The sequence below is a fragment of the Streptomyces sp. NBC_00466 genome (assembly GCF_041433995.1).
Classification (GTDB): Bacteria; Actinomycetota; Actinomycetes; order Streptomycetales; family Streptomycetaceae; genus Streptomyces.
On sequence record NZ_CP107896.1, the window covers coordinates 5,993,804 to 6,010,108 of the forward strand.

12 protein-coding genes are annotated in these 16,305 nt (G+C 70.1%); 8 read left to right on the top strand and 4 right to left on the bottom strand.

What is annotated here, in order from left to right; all coding sequences use genetic code 11:
• Positions 1-30 precede the first annotated feature (30 nt).
• On the top strand, positions 31-2,859 hold the full coding sequence (locus OG210_RS26970) for a DEAD/DEAH box helicase (protein ID WP_328324909.1): 2,829 nt from the start codon (positions 31-33) through the stop codon (positions 2,857-2,859).
• Positions 2,860-2,919: 60 nt separating this feature from the next.
• Here OG210_RS26970 and OG210_RS26975 read toward each other — a convergent pair whose 3' ends face one another.
• Positions 2,920-3,861: an RluA family pseudouridine synthase gene (locus tag OG210_RS26975; protein ID WP_371539068.1), complete on the bottom strand. Its 942-nt coding sequence runs from the start codon at positions 3,859-3,861 to the stop codon at positions 2,920-2,922.
• Positions 3,862-3,995: 134 nt separating this feature from the next.
• The gene (locus OG210_RS26980; RefSeq protein ID WP_328324906.1) at positions 3,996-4,634 is read right to left on the bottom strand and encodes a fasciclin domain-containing protein; all 639 of its coding nucleotides are present in this window, start codon (positions 4,632-4,634) and stop codon (positions 3,996-3,998) included.
• 278 nt (positions 4,635-4,912) lie between these two features.
• On the opposite strand from OG210_RS26980, the gene OG210_RS26985 reads away from it, so the two are divergent.
• Genes OG210_RS26985 through OG210_RS27005 form a run of 5 tightly spaced genes read left to right on the top strand, consistent with a single transcriptional unit; the run spans position 4,913 to position 10,332 of the window.
• A complete protein-coding gene (locus tag OG210_RS26985) occupies positions 4,913-6,184 on the top strand; it encodes an NAD(P)/FAD-dependent oxidoreductase (RefSeq protein ID WP_371539071.1) in 1,272 nt (423 codons plus the stop codon).
• Positions 6,181-6,900: a DUF1365 domain-containing protein gene (locus OG210_RS26990; RefSeq protein ID WP_371539074.1), complete on the top strand. Its 720-nt coding sequence runs from the start codon at positions 6,181-6,183 to the stop codon at positions 6,898-6,900. Before OG210_RS26985 ends, OG210_RS26990 begins: the two co-directional genes overlap by 4 nt.
• Entirely contained in the window at positions 6,897-8,225 is a 1,329-nt protein-coding gene (locus OG210_RS26995; RefSeq protein WP_371539077.1) for a class I SAM-dependent methyltransferase, read from the top strand. The genes OG210_RS26990 and OG210_RS26995 overlap by 4 nt, the downstream gene beginning before the upstream one ends.
• Positions 8,222-9,529 carry a cyclopropane-fatty-acyl-phospholipid synthase family protein gene (locus tag OG210_RS27000; RefSeq protein WP_328324902.1) on the top strand — a complete coding sequence of 436 codons (1,308 nt, stop codon included), beginning with the start codon at positions 8,222-8,224 and terminating at the stop codon, positions 9,527-9,529. The genes OG210_RS26995 and OG210_RS27000 overlap by 4 nt, the downstream gene beginning before the upstream one ends.
• The gene (locus OG210_RS27005) at positions 9,526-10,332 is read left to right on the top strand and encodes a DUF1295 domain-containing protein (protein WP_328324900.1); all 807 of its coding nucleotides are present in this window, start codon (positions 9,526-9,528) and stop codon (positions 10,330-10,332) included. The genes OG210_RS27000 and OG210_RS27005 overlap by 4 nt, the downstream gene beginning before the upstream one ends.
• 177 nt (positions 10,333-10,509) lie before the next feature.
• Here the strand turns inward: OG210_RS27005 and OG210_RS27010 are convergent, their stop codons facing one another.
• Both OG210_RS27010 and OG210_RS27015 read right to left on the bottom strand, forming a co-directional pair.
• Complete coding sequence (locus OG210_RS27010) at positions 10,510-11,352, bottom strand: siderophore-interacting protein (protein ID WP_328324898.1); 843 nt, start codon at positions 11,350-11,352, stop codon at positions 10,510-10,512.
• Positions 11,353-11,399: 47 nt separating this feature from the next.
• Complete coding sequence (locus OG210_RS27015; RefSeq protein WP_371540498.1) at positions 11,400-12,305, bottom strand: 5'-3' exonuclease H3TH domain-containing protein; 906 nt, start codon at positions 12,303-12,305, stop codon at positions 11,400-11,402.
• 222 nt (positions 12,306-12,527) lie between these two features.
• Here OG210_RS27015 and OG210_RS27020 point away from each other — a divergent pair, with 222 nt between their 5' ends.
• Together OG210_RS27020 and OG210_RS27025 are read left to right on the top strand one after the other, a co-directional pair.
• A complete protein-coding gene (locus tag OG210_RS27020; RefSeq protein WP_328324896.1) occupies positions 12,528-13,610 on the top strand; it encodes a glycine betaine/L-proline ABC transporter ATP-binding protein in 1,083 nt (360 codons plus the stop codon).
• Positions 13,603-16,230, top strand: a complete 2,628-nt coding sequence (locus OG210_RS27025; protein ID WP_371539081.1) for an ABC transporter permease/substrate binding protein — start codon at positions 13,603-13,605, stop codon at positions 16,228-16,230. The genes OG210_RS27020 and OG210_RS27025 overlap by 8 nt, the downstream gene beginning before the upstream one ends.
• Positions 16,231-16,305: the final 75 nt, after the last annotated feature.

The window sequence follows — 16,305 nt, forward strand, 5'->3', positions numbered from 1 at the left end:
TCGGAGGCGGCGGGTAGGCTCGTTGACAAGATGACCGAGGACCTTTCGCCCGCTGAGCGTTATGCAGCCGCCCGCATCCGCGCCGTCGAAGAGGCCACTTCGCTGGCCCCCTTCCGCGGCATGTACGACTTCGATCTCGATCCGTTCCAGATCGAGGCGTGCCGGGCCCTGGAGGCGGGCAAGGGTGTGCTCGTCGCGGCACCCACCGGCTCGGGCAAGACGATCGTCGGCGAGTTCGCCGTGCACCTGGCCCTGGAGCAGGGCCGCAAGTGCTTCTACACCACCCCGATCAAGGCCCTGTCCAACCAGAAGTACGCGGACCTGGCGAGGCGGTACGGGGCGGACAAGGTCGGCCTGCTCACCGGTGACAACAGCGTGAACGCGGACGCCCCGGTGGTCGTCATGACCACCGAGGTCCTGCGGAACATGCTGTACGCGAGCTCGCAGGCGCTCCTGGGGCTCGGCTATGTGGTGATGGACGAGGTGCACTACCTCTCCGACCGCTTCCGCGGCGCCGTGTGGGAGGAGGTCATCATCCACCTGCCGGATTCGGTGACCCTGGTTTCGCTCTCCGCGACCGTGTCCAACGCCGAGGAGTTCGGTGACTGGCTGGACACCGTCCGCGGCGACACCGAAGTGATCGTCTCCGAGCACCGGCCGGTCCCGCTCTGGCAGCACGTGCTCGCCGGGCGCCGGATGTACGACCTCTTCGAGGAGTCGACGGACCACGGCGGCCGGGGCGGCGCCAAGCGGGAGGTCAACCCGGACCTGCTGCGGATGGCCCGGCAGGAGAACCAGCGCACGTACAACCCGCGGGACCGCCGCCGCGGCAAGATGGTGCGCGAGGCGGACCGCGAGCGTGAGCGGCGCTCCCGCAGCCGGATCTGGACCCCCAGCAGGGCCGAGGTCATCGCCCGGCTCGACGCCGAGGGGCTGCTGCCCGCCATCACCTTCATCTTCAGCAGGGCCGGCTGCGAGGCCGCGGTCCAGCAGTGCCTCTACGCGGGGCTGCGGCTCAACTCCGAGGAGGCGCGCTCCACGGTCCGTGAGATCGTCGAGGAGCGCACCGCCTCCATCCCGCGCGAGGACCTTCACGTCCTGGGGTACTACGAGTGGCTGGAAGGCCTGGAGCGGGGCATCGCCGCGCACCACGCCGGGATGCTGCCGACCTTCAAGGAGGTCGTCGAGGAGCTCTTCGTACGCGGGCTCGTGAAGGCCGTGTTCGCGACGGAGACCCTGGCGCTCGGCATCAACATGCCCGCCCGCACGGTGGTCCTGGAGAAGCTCGTCAAGTGGAACGGCGAGCAGCACGCCGACATCACCCCCGGCGAGTACACCCAGCTGACCGGCCGGGCCGGGCGGCGCGGCATCGACATCGAGGGCCACGCCGTGGTGCTCTGGCAGCGCGCCATGGATCCCGGCGCGCTCGCGGGCCTCGCCGGTACCCGTACCTATCCGCTGCGCTCCAGCTTCCGGCCCTCGTACAACATGGCCGTCAACCTGGTGCAGCAGTTCGGCCGGCACCGTTCGCGGGAGCTGCTCGAAACGTCCTTCGCGCAGTTCCAGGCCGACAAGTCGGTCGTCGGGATCTCCAAGCAGGTGCAGAAGAACGAGGAGGGCATCTCCGGCTACCGCGAGGGGATGACCTGCCATCTCGGGGACTTCGAGGAGTACGCGCGGCTGCGCCGCGACCTCAAGGACCGCGAGACGGAGCTGGCCAAGCAGGGGGCCGTGCAGCGGCGGGCCGCCGCCGCTGACGCCCTGGAGAAGCTCAGGCCGGGCGATGTCATCCATGTGCCGACCGGCAAGTTCGCCGGCCTCGCACTGGTCCTCGACCCGGGGCTGCCGGCCGGCCGGGCCAACGGGCACCGCGGCTTCGAGGCGTACGACGGGCCCCGGCCGCTGGTGCTCACCGCCGAGCGGCAGGTCAAGCGGCTCGCCTCGATGGACTTCCCGGTGCCCGTCGAGGCCCTGGACCGGATGCGGATCCCGAAGTCGTTCAACGCGAAGTCGCCCCAGTCCAGGCGCGATCTGGCGTCCGCTCTGCGCACCAAGGCCGGGCACATCGTGCCCGACCGGCACCGGAAGCCGCGGGCCGCTGCCGCCGACGACCGGGAGATCGCCCGGCTCCGCACCGAGCTGCGCGCGCACCCCTGCCATGGCTGCGACGAGCGGGAGGACCACGCCCGCTGGGCCGAGCGCTACCACCGGCTGCAGCGCGACACCCGGCAGCTGGAGCGCCGGATCGAGGGGCGGACCAACACCATCGCCCGCACCTTCGACCGGATCTACGCCCTGCTGACCGAGCTCGACTACCTCAGGGGCGACCAGTCGACCGAGCACGGCAAGCGCCTCGCCCGGCTCTACGGCGAGCTGGACCTGCTGGCGTCGGAGTGTCTGCGGGCCGGTGTCTGGGAAGGCCTCAGCCCCGCCGAACTGGCCGCGTGCGCCTCGGCGCTGGTCTTCGAGGCGCGCCAGTCCGACGACGCCGTCGCGCCCAAGGTCCCCGCCGGTGCGGCGAAGACCGCGCTGGGCGAGATGGTCCGGATCTGGGGCAGGCTCGACGCCCTTGAGGAGGACTTCAAGATCAACCAGACGGAGGGCGTGGGCCAGCGCGAACCCGACCTCGGCTTCGCCTGGGCGGCCTACCAGTGGGCGTCCGGCCGTGGCCTCGACGAGGTGCTGCGCGAGGCCGAGATGCCGGCCGGTGACTTCGTCCGCTGGTGCAAGCAGGTCATCGACGTCCTGGGCCAGATCGCTGCGGCGGCCCCCGGCGAGAACAGCACGGTCTCGCGCAATGCCCGCAAGGCGGTCGACGCGGTGCGGCGGGGCGTGGTGGCGTACAGCTCGGTGGGCTGACCGCGCTCAGCGTGCCGTACGGCCCCTGCGGGAGCACATCCTGCGGGGGCCGTACGTGTCTCAGCGGCCTGCCGCCCACGCGTCGTACGCCGTCCAGGCCTGGAGCGAACGGCCGCTCTCGAAGCGGTGCTCGGCGCCGGTGACCGGGTCGGTGAACTCCAGTACCCGGGCGAGGAGTTGCAGCGGTCTGCGGAAGTCGTCCGGCGGCGGGTCGGTGACCACCGGGAAGAACGGATCGCCCAGCAGCGGGACGCCCAGCGCGTTCATATGGACGCGCAGTTGGTGCGTACGGCCCGTGACGGGGGTGAGCCGGTAGCGGGCGAGATCCCCCCTGCGGCCGGCCGCTTCGATCCGGGTCTCGCTGTTCGGCTCGCCGGGTGTCTCGAAGGCGGCGACGATCCCCGGCACCTTCTCGATGCGGCTGCGTGAGACGTGCGGAAGTTCAAGGCCGGCCAGGTACGGGGCGACGCCCTCGTACTCCTTGCGTACTTTCCGGTCCCGGAACAGCGTCTGGTACGCGCCGCGTTCCTCGGGCCGTACGGAGAACAGCACCAGCCCCGCGGTCAGCCGGTCCAGCCGGTGGGCCGGGCTCAGCGCGGGCAGCCCGAGATCCTTGCGGAGCCGTGCCAGCGCGGTCTGGGTGATGTGCCTGCCCCGCGGGGTGGTGGCCAGGAAGTGCGGTTTGTCGGCGACGACTATGTGCTCGTCGCGGTAGCGCACCTCGATGGCGAACGGCACGCGCACCTCGTCGGGGAAGTCCCGGTGGAACCAGACCGAGGCGCCCGGCAGATAAGGGGTGTCGGCCAGGACCGGCCCGTCCGCCCCGACGAACGCGCCCCTCAGCAGCATGGCGTCGACCTCGGCGGCGCCGCCCGGCAGCCGCTCGGCCAGGTGCTCCCTGACGGTGGTCCACGCACCGTCCACGGGAAGCCGCAGCCGCACCGCGTCGATGCCCTCGCGCTGGGGCAGGGGGCCCGGAAGCCGGGAAGTCTTACGTCTCATCGTGGCTCAAGAGTACGAGCGGCGGGGCGCGGGCGCAGCCGTCCCGCACGCACGGCGCGGGCCGCCGCCCACCAGGTGTGCGGCGGCCCGCGCCGTGGGACGCTGGAGGTGGTACGTGTACCGGCTCGCCGCGACTACTCCGGCATCAGCACCGAGTCGACGATGTACACCGTGGCGTTGGCGGTCGGGACATTGCCGCAGACCACGTTCGAGGCGTCGTCGACCTTGTACGAGACGCCGGAGCCCGCGGTGGTGAGCTTGCTCTTCTCCAGCGTCGGGTAGCTGCCGTTCTCCAGCATCTTCGGCGTGAGCTTCCGGCCGACGACGTGGTACGTGAGGATTTTGGTCAGCATCGCCTTGTCGTTGAGGACCTTGTCCAGCCGGGCCTTCGGGATCTTGTTGAAGGCGTCGTTGGTCGGGGCGAACACCGTGACGTTCTCGGCGTTGTTCAGGGTGTCGGCCAGACCGGCCTTCCTGACCGCGGTGACCAGTGTGGACAGCGCCGGGTTGTGCGAGGCGGCGGTGGCGACCGGGTCCTTGGCCATGCCGTTGAAGCTGCCCGCACCGTTCTTCGGGACCGTGGCACAGCCGGGGCCGAACGGCTTGCCGGCGTCCAGGGCGTTCGACTTCGCGGCCGCGGCCGGAGGCGCCTTGTCCGAGCTCGCCTTCGCGTCGCCCTTCGAGCCGTTGGAAGAACACGCGGAGAGCGCCATCGGAAGGGCGACCGCGCCGACGACGGCGAGGGCGATGCGGGGGAAGCGGTTGGTGCGCATGGGGTTCGTTCTCCTAGCGGAAGGGGTTGCCCGGAACGTCTGCAAGGGGTGGGGCACAAGCGGAGTGAGCCGCCGCCACACAGCGCGTCGCGCCGCGGGTGTCCTGTCCGGAACCCGGTGCCGCATCTCTCCGAAGTGCACTCACGTCGGCTGTTCGGGGCCGGTGCGGTCGCGGATTGGTCCGTCATCCGATCGTGTGACGGACCAATCCGAGTGGACTCCGGCCGCGAATACCTGGTGAGGGGCTGTGCCCGACACGACTTACCGGAGGGAGCGGCATGGCGGACCAGAGGCGTCGGACCGCAGTGGTGGGAAGCGGCATCGCGGGGCTGACCGCCGCGCATGTCCTCCAGCGCGCGCATGAGGTCTCGCTGTACGAGGCGGACGACCGGCTCGGCGGCCATGCGCACACCCACGACATACCGTCGGCCGACGGCCGGGTGCACGCCGTCGACTCCGGGTTCATCGTCCACAACCGGCGCACCTATCCGCACTTGCTGCGGCTCTTCGACGAACTGGGCGTCGAGACCCAGGAGTCGGAGATGAGCATGTCGGTGCGGTGCGAGGGGTGCGGTCTCGAATACGCCGGTGCGCGCGGCCTTTCCGGAATCCTCGCCCAGCCGCGCAACGGCTTCCGCGGCCGCTATCTGCGGATGCTCGCCGAAGTGCCGCGCTTTCACCGCTGGGCCCGGAGTCTCCTGGCGGCCGGCGCGGGCGCCGAGGCGCTGACCCTGGGCGAGTTCCTCCACCACGGCGGCTTCTCCCCTTATTTCACCGCGCACTTCATGACACCGCTGGTATCGGCGGTGTGGTCCTGCGACCCGGTGACCGCGCTGGACCACCCCGCAGTACCGCTCTTCCGCTTCCTGCAGCACCACGGCCTCCTCTCGGTGACCGGATCCCCGACCTGGCGCACGGTGACCGGCGGTTCGCGTACGTACGTCGAGCGGGTCGGCAAGGAACTCACCGTGCTGCACACCTCGACCCCGGTCCGCAGCGTCCGGCGCGTCTCCGGCGGCGCCGAGATCACCACGGACGACGGGACGACCGAGCGGTACGACTCGGTGGTCGTCGCCGTCCACCCCGACCAGGCGCTCGCCCTGCTGGCCGACCCGACCGAGCAGGAGAGCAGCGTCCTCGGCGCCTTCCGCTACTCCCGCAACCCCACCGTGCTGCACACGGACACCACGATCCTGCCGCGCAGCCCGCGGGCCCGCGCCGCCTGGAACTACCTGATGCCGCAGTGCGCCGCCGGGGCCGACCGCGTCCAGGTCAGCTACGACATGAACCGCCTCCAGCGCCTCGACGCGCCGGAGACCTATGTCGTCACCCTGAACGCCGCCGACCGGATCGCCGAGGACCAGGTGCTCGACCGCATGACGTACGAGCACCCCGTGTTCAGCGCCGGATCGGTGGCCGCGCAGCACCGGCTGCCCGCACTCAACGGCCCGGTCACCGCCTACGCGGGCGCCTACCACGGCTCGGGTTTCCACGAGGACGGCTGCCGTTCCGGTGCCGCCGCCGCACAGGCACTGGGGGTGACCTGGTGAACGCTGTCTACCCGTGCACGATCACGCATGTGCGGACCGCGCCGAAGCGGCACACCATGCACCACCACACCTATATGTGGCTGATCGACCCCGACACGCCGCCCCGGCTGCCGCGCGTACTGCGGCCGCTCGCCCGGTTCGACGGCCGCGACCACTTCGGCGGTGACCGCACGATCCGCGAGGGGCTCGACAAGTTCCTGGCCGCCCGCGGGGTCGACCTCGGCGGCGGCAGCGTGCTGATGCTCGCCCACGCCCGGGTGCTCGGCCATGTCTTCAATCCGCTGACCGTCTACTGGTGCCGCGACGCGGCAGGCCGTCCGCTGTGCGTCGTCGCCGAGGTGCACAACACCTACGGCGAGCGGCACTGCTATCTGCTGCGCCCCGACCCGGCCGGCCGTGACGTCGTACGGAAGGAGTTCTACGTATCGCCGTTCTTTCCCGTGGACGGTGACTACCGGATGCGGCTGCCCGAACCGGGCGAGCGGCTGAGCCTCGCGGTGCATCTGGAACGCGGCGGCGCGCGCCCGTTCACCGCGACGGTACGGGGGGAACGCCGGGCCGCCACCCCGGCCGTTCTGCTGCGGTCGGCGCTGTGCCATCCGTGGTCGACCATGGCCCTCTCCCTCGGGATCCGGGTACATGGCTTCTGGCTGTATCTGCGCGGGCTGCCCGTCCAGCGCCGTCCCCGTCACCTGCCCCAGGAGGGCGTCAAGTGAGTGTGTCCGTCTCCCCGGCGTCTCCCGGATCCGCAGGATCGCGCGGACCCGCCAGCCCCGCGACAGCACTGCCAGCGCCGCCCCGCACCGCGGTCGACGCCGAGCGCTGGCCGGACGTGGCCCGGCTCCCGGACGCGTCCTGGCTGCGTACCGCCATCGCGGAACGCGTCGTCCGGCGGGCGCTCGCCGGACTTCCGCTGCGGGTCCGCCTCGCCGGCGCCGAGACGCTCGGGCTCGGGGGGCCGTTGCTCGATGTGCGCGACCCCAGCGCGTTCTTCCGCCGGATCGGCGCGGGCGGCCTGATCGGCTTCGGCGAGTCCTGGATGGCGGGCGAGTGGGAGGCCACCGACCTGGTCGGCGTCCTGACCGTGCTGGCCGAACGGGCCGGGACCCTGATCCCGGCGCCGCTGCAGAGACTCCGTACCGTCTGGGCCAGGAAGCAGCCGACGGCCCAGCGCAACACTCCCGAGGGCTCGCGGGAGAACATCAGCCACCACTACGACCTCTCCAACGATCTGTTCGCGCTCTTCCTGGACGAGACGCTCTCGTACTCGGCGGCGCTCTTCCGCGGTTTCCCCGCCGACCGGTCGCTGCTGGCCGCCGCCCAGCACCGCAAGATCGACCGGCTGCTCGACGAGGCCGGGGCCGGCCCCGGCACCAGACTCCTGGAGATCGGCACCGGCTGGGGCGAACTGGCCGTCCGGGCCGCCGCGCGCGGCGCCCGGGTGCGTACCGTCACTCTCTCCGGGGAGCAGCGCCGACTGGCCGTCGAGCGCATCCGCGCCGCGGGACACGAGGACAGCGTCTCGGTGGAGGTCCTCGACTACCGCCGGGTGGAGGGAAGTTACGACGCGATCGTGAGCGTCGAGATGATCGAGGCCGTCGGCGCCGAGTTCTGGTCCGAGTACTTCACCACCCTGGACCGCCTCCTGGCGCCGGGCGGCAAGATCGCGCTCCAGGCGATCACCATGCCGCACGAACGGATGCTGGCCAGCAAGGACACCTTCACCTGGATCCAGAAGTACATCTTCCCCGGTGGTCTGCTGCCGTCGACCGAGGCCATCGAGCAGATCACTGCCGGGCACACGGCGCTGCGTGTCCGCAGGCGCGAGGAGTTCGGCCCGCACTACGCCGAGACCCTCAGGCTCTGGCGCGAACGGTTCGAGGAGCAGGCCGACGAGGTCGGGGCACTCGGCTTCGACCGGACCTTCCGGCGGCTGTGGACCTTCTACCTCGCCTACTCCGAAGCGGGATTCCGCTCCGGCTACCTCGATGTGCAGCAACTGCTGCTCTCCAAGGACTCCAAGGAGGAGACCTCCCGATGACGCGCCTTCAGACCCGGACCGGCGCCGCCCAGCAACTGTTCCCGCTGGTGGAACAGCTCATCGGCGGCCGGTTTCCGCTGCGCCTGCGCGCCTGGGACGGCTCCACCGCGGGCCCCGACGGCGCGCACGTCGTGGTCCTGCGCTCCCGCCGCGCACTGCGCCGGCTGGTCTGGCAGCCCGATGAACTCGGCCTGGCCCAGGCCTACATCACCGGCGAACTGGACATGGAAGGCGACCTCGCCGACGGGCTGCGCACCGTGTGGAGCGCGGTCCGGGCCCGCCGGCTGCGCCCGCCGCAGCTCACCGTCGCCGACCGGGCCCGCGCGCTGCGTACCGCAGTGCGGCTCGGCGCGGTCGGCCCGCGCCCCGCGCCGCCGGCCGCCCAGGCCAGGCTGCGCGGCGTGCTGCACAGCAGGGCCCGCGACCGGGCCGCCATCAGCCACCACTACGACCTCTCCAACGAGTTCTACGCCCTGCTGCTCGACGAGACGATGGCGTACTCCTGCGGCTACTGGACCAGCGACAAGCCGGAGTACGGCGCGGCCGACGCCCAGCGCGACAAGCTGGAACTGATCTGCCGCAAGCTCGCGCTGACCCCCGGCGCCCGGCTGCTCGACATCGGCTGCGGCTGGGGATCCCTCACCCTGTACGCGGCGCAGGAGCACAAGGTGAAGGTCACCGCCGTCACCCTGGCCGCCGAGCAGGCCGAGTACGTCAGGCGCCAGGTGGTGGAGCGTGGACTCACCGATCTGGTGGAGGTCCGGCACTCGGACTACCGCGACATCACGGGCGGCGACTACGACGCGGTGTCCACCGTCGAGATGGGCGAGCACGTCGGCGACGAGCAGTACCCCGGTTTCACCGCCACACTGTTCGGGATGCTCCGCCCGGCGGGCCGGGTGCTGGTCCAGCAGATGTCCCGCGGCGCGGTCGCACCGGGCGGCGGCGCCTTCATCGAGGCGTACATCGCGCCCGACATGCATATGCGCCCGCTGGGCGAGACGGTCTCGCTGCTTGAGGGCGCGGGACTTGAGGTACGGGCCGTGGAGTCGATGCGCGAGCACTACACCCGGACCGTCGCGGCCTGGGAGCGGACGCTGGAGGAGCGCTGGGAGGAGTTCCGCGCCCTGGTCGGTGAGGAGACCGCCCGGGTCTGGCGGCTCTATCTGGTGGGCGGGCGGCTCGCGTTCGAGGAGCGCCGGATGGGCGTGGACCAAATTCTTGCCGTACGGCCCGACGACAGCGGCGACAGCGCGATGCCCGCCACCCTGCACGACTGGTACGCCGCGGACGCCCGCCGGTGAGCGGCTACCCGTGGGGCGCCTTCGGCCAGGGGGTCGGTGCGGCGGCCGTCACCGCGTTCGCGGTCCTGCTGCTCACCTTCGCCGTCGCCGTGGTGAAGGGACTGCACCGGATCGTCGACATCGTCTGGGGGCCGGCCTTCGCCGCGGTCGCGGTGGTCTCGTATGCCGTATCGGCGGGGGAGGGCGGCGACGGGGTACGGCGGCTCGTGATCACCGCGCTGACCGTCGTCTGGGGGCTGCGGCTCGGCATCCACATCGCGCGGCGCGGCCGTGGCCACGGCGAGGACGCGCGCTACGAGGCCATGCTCGCCAGGGCCCCGGGCAACCGGAACCTGTACGCGCTGCGCATGGTCTACCTGCTCCAGGGCGTCCTCGTCCTGCTCGTCTCGCTGCCGGTGCAGGCCGCGCAGTACCTGCCGGGGGCGATGGGGCCCGCCGGATACACGGGCTGCGCGGTATGGCTGGCCGGCCTGCTCTTCGAGGGGGTGGGGGACTGGCAGCTGGCCCGCTTCAAGGCCGATCCGGCGCACCGGGGGCAGATCATGGACCGGGGCCTCTGGTCCTGGACCAGGCACCCGAACTACTTCGGTGACTTCTGCGTCTGGTGGGGGCTCTTCCTGCTCGTCTGCGACGACCCCGTGGTGGCCGGCGCCACCGTGCTGAGCCCGCTCGTGATGAGCTACCTGCTGATCGCCGGAAGCGGGAAGCGGCTCCTTGAGCGGCACATGGCCCACCGTCCGGGCTTCGCCGAGTACGCCGCGCGGACCAGCGGTTTCTTTCCGCTGCCACCGAAGCGGAGCTGACACGGCCTGCGGAGCGGCGGAACGTGAAGGGCGGAACGTGAGGGGGGCCCGGCCGGGACCCCCCTCACGTACTCACTTCTGCCCTGTCAGGCCGCGAAATCCATCAGGGCGATGGGGTTCGTGGTCGGCGACTTCGAGCCGCCGGCCGGACCCGCCCCGCTGTGGTGCGGACACGGGTCAGCCCGCCTGCTCCTGTTCGGCCTCCACCTGGGCGTTCCACTCGCGCTTCGCCGCGCGCCAGGTCTCGTCGTTCTGCCCCAGCCGCCAGTAGCCCGAGATGGACAGCTGCTCGCGGGGGATGCCGCGGTCCAGCCGCAGGTGGCGCCTCAGCTCCTTCACGCAGCCCGCCTCGCCGTGCACGAAGGCGCTGACCTCACCGGCCGGGAAGTCCAGCGCCTGCACGGCCTCGGTCAGGGCCTCGCCCGCCGGGCGGGTGCCGCGGTGCAGCCAGCGCACCTCGACGCCGTCGGGTGCCGCGATCTTCTGCTCCTCGTCGGGGCCCGACACCTCCACGAACGCGTGCACCACGGCGCCCGCGGGCATCCGCTCCACCGCGGCCGCGATGGCGGGCAGCGCGCTCTCGTCGCCTGCCAGCAGGTGCCAGCCGGCGGCCGGGTCCGGGGCGTAGCCGCCGCCGGGGCCGAGGAAGCGCATCGTGTCACCGGGCCGGGCGGCGGCCGCCCACGGACCGGCGAGACCTTCGGTGCCGTGTACGACGAAGTCGACCACCAGTTCGCGCAGCGCCGCATCCCAGGACCGCACCGTGTACGTCCGGGTGACCGGCCACTGCTCGCGCGGGAACTCCTCGCGGATACGGGCCATGTCGAACGGTTCCGGGTAGCTCACGCCCTCGGGCGCGAAGAGCACCTTGATGTAGTGGTCGGTGAACTCCGACGCGTCGAACGCGTCCAGCCCCTCACCGGCGAGGACCAGACGGACCATGTGCGGGGTGATCCGCTCGGTACGGACCACCTGCGCCTCGTGGGCCTGCGGTGTCTTACGGGCCGGTGCTTCCGCCACGGACGGCTCCCCTGATCGCTATGGTTAGGCTCCCCTAAGTTAGCACCTCAGCCCTGGAGAGTGGAGAGCAGCCGCTGAAGCGATCCGCCCAGGCCCCACAGAGTGCCCTGCTGTTCCAGAGTGGCGGGATCGCGCGGCTCGTTGGGCAGGGCCGGGTCGAACGGCGGGAGCGGTACGTCCGAAGCGACCCGCACCACCTTCGGCGCCACCGCGACATAGGGCCGCGCCTCGTCGAGCCTCCTGCGCTGCGAGGGGGTGAGCCGGGACGCCGGGTCGTCGACCGCGGCCATGATCCCGGCCAGGTCACCGAACGCGTCGAGCAGCTTCGCCGCGGTCTTCTCACCGATCCCCGGAACGCCGGGCAGCCCGTCGCTGGGGTCGCCCCGCAGCAGCGCCAGGTCCACATACCCCTGGCCGGTCACCCCGTACTTCTCGCGCAGCAGTGCCTCGTCGGTGAGCTGGAGGTTTCCGACGCCCTTCAGTGGATAGAGGACCCTGATGCCGCGTGCGTCGTCCACCAGCTGGTACAGGTCGCGGTCCCCGGTGACGATGTCGACGGGACCGGTGGCCCGGCCGGCGAGGGTGCCGATCACGTCGTCCGCCTCGTACCCCTCGACGCCGACCCGGGCGATGCCCAGGGCGTCGAGCACCTGCTCGATCATCGGCACCTGCGGGGCCAGGGTGTCCGGGGTGTCCTCCTCGTCGGGACCCTGTTCGGTCTCCTGTGCCACCCGGTGCGCCTTGTACGAGGGGATCAGGTCGACCCGCCACTGGGGGCGCCAGTCCGCGTCCATGCAGGCGACCAGGGAGTCCGGGCGGTGGTCCTGTACCAGCCGGGCGATGAAGTCGAGCAGCCCGCGCACGGCGTTGACCGGGGTGCCGTCCGGGGCCCGTACGGTGTCGGGGACCCCGAAATAGGCCCGGTAGTAGAGGGAAGCGGTGTCGAGGAGCATCAGGCGTCGGGTCACACACCGATCATGCCGTACGCCACTGACAGTCACCCGAAGTGAGCTGGGTCACTCTTCTGTTTGGGCCGCATAAAGGTGGGCAGGCGCCGCCACGGAGCGGAACCAGTAGCAGATTCAAGTATTGCGAGGGTGAAGCGGACCGATACCGCGCCGCTCCACGACCTGTCGGCACGGGGGTGACGGGTCGTATTCGTTTCAACGCGTGAGGTGTATGTGTCCAGGCTGCAAGCCGACCGCTTGTACAAAGTGTTCGGCAGACGACCCGATGAAGCCGTGCGGAAACTCGAGAACGGCACCGGCCGCGATGAGCTGCGCGGTGAAGGGACGACTGCTGCGGTCATCGACGCATCCTTCACCGTCGAGCCGGGCAACATCTTCGTGGTCATGGGTCTCTCGGGATCCGGTAAGTCCACGCTGCTGCGCATGCTCAACGGACTGCTCGAGCCGACGTCGGGCCGGGTGCTCTTCGACGGCCAGGACCTGACCGCTCTCAGCGACAGCGAGCTGCGCGGGGTGCGCTCGAAGAAGATCAGCATGGTCTTCCAGCACTTCGCGCTCTTCCCCCACCGCAGTGTCCTGGAGAACGCGGGCTACGGCCTGGAGGTCCAGGGTGTGCCCCGCGCCGAGCGCGACAAGCGGGCGGCCGAGGCCCTGGAGATGACGGGTCTCGCGGGCTGGGAGAACTCCTGGCCCGACGAGCTGTCCGGCGGTATGCAGCAGCGTGTGGGCCTGGCCCGCGCGCTCGCCACCGACGCCGACCTGCTGCTGATGGACGAGTCCTTCAGCGCGCTCGACCCGCTGATCCGACGCGACATGCAGGACCAGCTCCTCGAACTGCAGAAGCGGCTGAAGAAGACGATCGTCTTCATCACCCACGACCTCAACGAGGCCATGCGCCTCGGCGACAGCATCGCGGTCATGCGCGACGGTGAGATAGTCCAGCTCGGCTCCGCCGAGGACATCCTCATCACGCCGGCCAACGACTACGTCGCCTCCTTCACCAAGGACGTGGACCGCACGCGCGTCCTCACCGCCGCGGCGATGATGACCGACGACCACCGCCCCGACGCGGGCACCTGCGGCTGCGAGACCGTCACCCCCGACACGACCTTCGCCGACCTGTGCGGCGTGAGCGCGCGTGTCCCGCACGACGTGACCGTGAAGAACGCCAAGGGCGACATCGTCGGTGTCGTACAGCAGTCCCGTCTCATAGGATTCCTCGGCGAGTACGCCGAGGCCCCGCTGGCCTGCGACGCAGCCCCCAAGAACAAGGCGGTCGCCAGTGCCTAGGTTCCATTTCGGCGACTGGGTCGAAAACATAGTCAAATGGCTGACGGACAACGTCGGCTGGCTCTTCGACGCCATCAACAGCGTGCTCACGCACATGTACAACGGCGTCGACGCGGTACTGGGCGGCGGTGAGCCGCTGCTGATGGCGGGCATCTTCGCCGTCCTCGCCTTCTGGCTGCGCGGACTGATACCGGCGGTGCTGACTTTCGTCGGCTTCGCCCTGATCGACTCCCTCTCCCTCTGGGACGACGGGATGCAGACGCTGTCGCTGGTGATCGTCGCGGCGGTCATCACGATCGTGATCGCGGTGCCGCTCGGTATCTGGGCCGCGCGCAACGCGAAGGTCGGCGCCGTGGTCCGCCCGGTGCTCGACGTCATGCAGACGATGCCCGCCTTCGTCTACCTGATCCCGGGCGTCATGTTCTTCGGCGTCGGTGTGACCCCCGGCGTGATCGCCACGATCGTCTTCGCGATGCCCCCGGGCGTCCGTATGACCGAGCTCGGTATCCGGCAGGTCGACGGCGAACTGGTCGAGGCCGCCGAGGCGTTCGGCACCACCCCGCGCAACATCCTGCGCCGGGTCCAGCTGCCCCTCGCGCTGCCGACGATCATGGCTGGTGTCAACCAGGTCATCATGCTCGCGCTCTCCATGGTCGTCATCGGCGGTATGGCCGGTGCGGGCGGTCTCGGTGAGAAGGTCTACGCGGCCATCACCCAGCTCCAGGTCGGTCTCGCCGCCGAGAGCGGTGTGGCCGTGGTCATCCTCGCCATCTACCTGGACCGGATGACCGGCGCCCTCAACCAGCGCGTCTCCCCGCTCGGCCGGCGGGCCGCCGCGAAGGCGGCCTCCATGGCCCAGAAGTGGAGCTTCACGCACTACCGCCCCGGCACCACCGTCGCCGTGATCGGCGTCGTGATCCTGGGACTCGTCGCGGGCGGCATGAACCTCGGTTCGGCCTCCGACAAGAGCTCGTCGCAGGCGGGCTCGGACGTCGGCCACGGCAAGCAGATCAAGATGGGGTACATCCCCTGGGACGAGGGCATCGCCTCCACGTACCTGTGGAAGGAGCTGCTGGAGGAGCGCGGCTACACGACCGACGTCAAGCAGCTCGACGCCGGCCCGCTCTACTCCGGTGTGGCCCGCGGCGATGTCGACTTCCAGACCGACTCCTGGCTGCCGACGACCCACAAGGACTACTGGAACAAGTACAAGTCCCAGCTCGAGGACATGGGCACGTGGTACGGCCCGACGTCCCTTGAGCTGACTGTGCCTTCGTATGTCAAGGGTGTGAAGTCCCTGGCGGATCTGAAGGGCAAGGGCAAGGAGTTCAACGGCAAGATCATCGGTATTGAGTCGAGTGCCGGTGAGATGGGGCTGCTGAACAAGAAGGTCCTGAAGGCCTATGGGCTGCAGGGTGAGTATCAGGTGGTGTCGTCGAGTACGTCGTCGATGCTGGCGCAGCTGGCCCGCTCCATCAAGAAGAAGGAGCCGGTCGTCGTGGTGCTGTGGTCGCCGCACTGGGCGTACGGCAAGTACGACCTGACGAAGCTCAAGGACCCGAAGGGTGCCTGGGGCAAGAGCGACTCCATCCACACCGTCGCGCACAAGGGCTTCGACAAGAAGGACCCGACGGTCGCGAAGTGGCTCAAGGACTTCAAGCTCACCGAGGGCCAGCTGACCAGCCTGGAGAACTCGGTCCAGAGCGCCGGCGAGGGCCATGAGCAGGACGGTGTGCGTGCCTGGCTGAAGAAGAACCCGGACATGGTCTCCAAGCTCGCGCCCGTCGCGAAGGGCGCGGGCGCCCCGCAGAAGGGCAAGGACGCGGGCAAGAGCGTCAACCTGGGCTTCTTCCCGTGGGACGAGGCCATCGCCTCCACGTACCTCTGGCAGAACATCCTGGAGGACCGCGGCTACAAGCCCAACGTCAAGCAGCTCGACCCCGGGCCGCTGTACACCGCGCTGGCCCAGGGCCAGGAGGATGTGCAGTTCGACTCCTGGCTGCCGACGACCCACAAGCAGTACTGGGACAGATACAAGAACCAACTCACCGATGTCGGTTCCTGGTACGGACCCACATCCCTTGAGCTGTCCGTGCCTTCGTATGTCAAGGGTGTGAAGTCCCTGGCGGATCTGAAGGGCAAGGGCAAGGAGTTCAACGGCAAGATCATCGGTATTGAGTCGAGTGCCGGTGAGATGGGGCTGCTGAACAAGAAGGTCCTGAAGGCCTATGGGCTGCAGGGTGAGTACCAGGTGGTGTCGTCGAGTACGTCGTCGATGCTGGCGCAGCTGGCCCGCTCCATCAAGAAGAAGGAGCCGGTCGTCGTGGTGCTGTGGTCGCCGCACTGGGCGTACGGCAAGTACGACCTGACGAAGCTCAAGGACCCGAAGGGTGCCTGGGGCAAGAGCGACTCCATCCACACCGTCGCCCGCAAGGACTTCGGCAAGGATCTGCCCGAGCTGAACGGCTGGCTGAAGAACTTCAAGCTCAGCGAGGACAAGCTCAACTCCCTGGAGGTCGCGATCCAGGACGGCGGTGCGGGCAACGAGAAGAAGTCCGCTCGCAAGTGGCTCGACTCCAACCCGGGCCTGGAGGACAAGCTGGCGCCTGTCGGCAGCTGATCCACTCTCCCGCGGGATCTTCCGCGGAAGGCTCTCCCGCAAGGGGCGGGCAACGCCAACGGCGTTGCCCGCCCC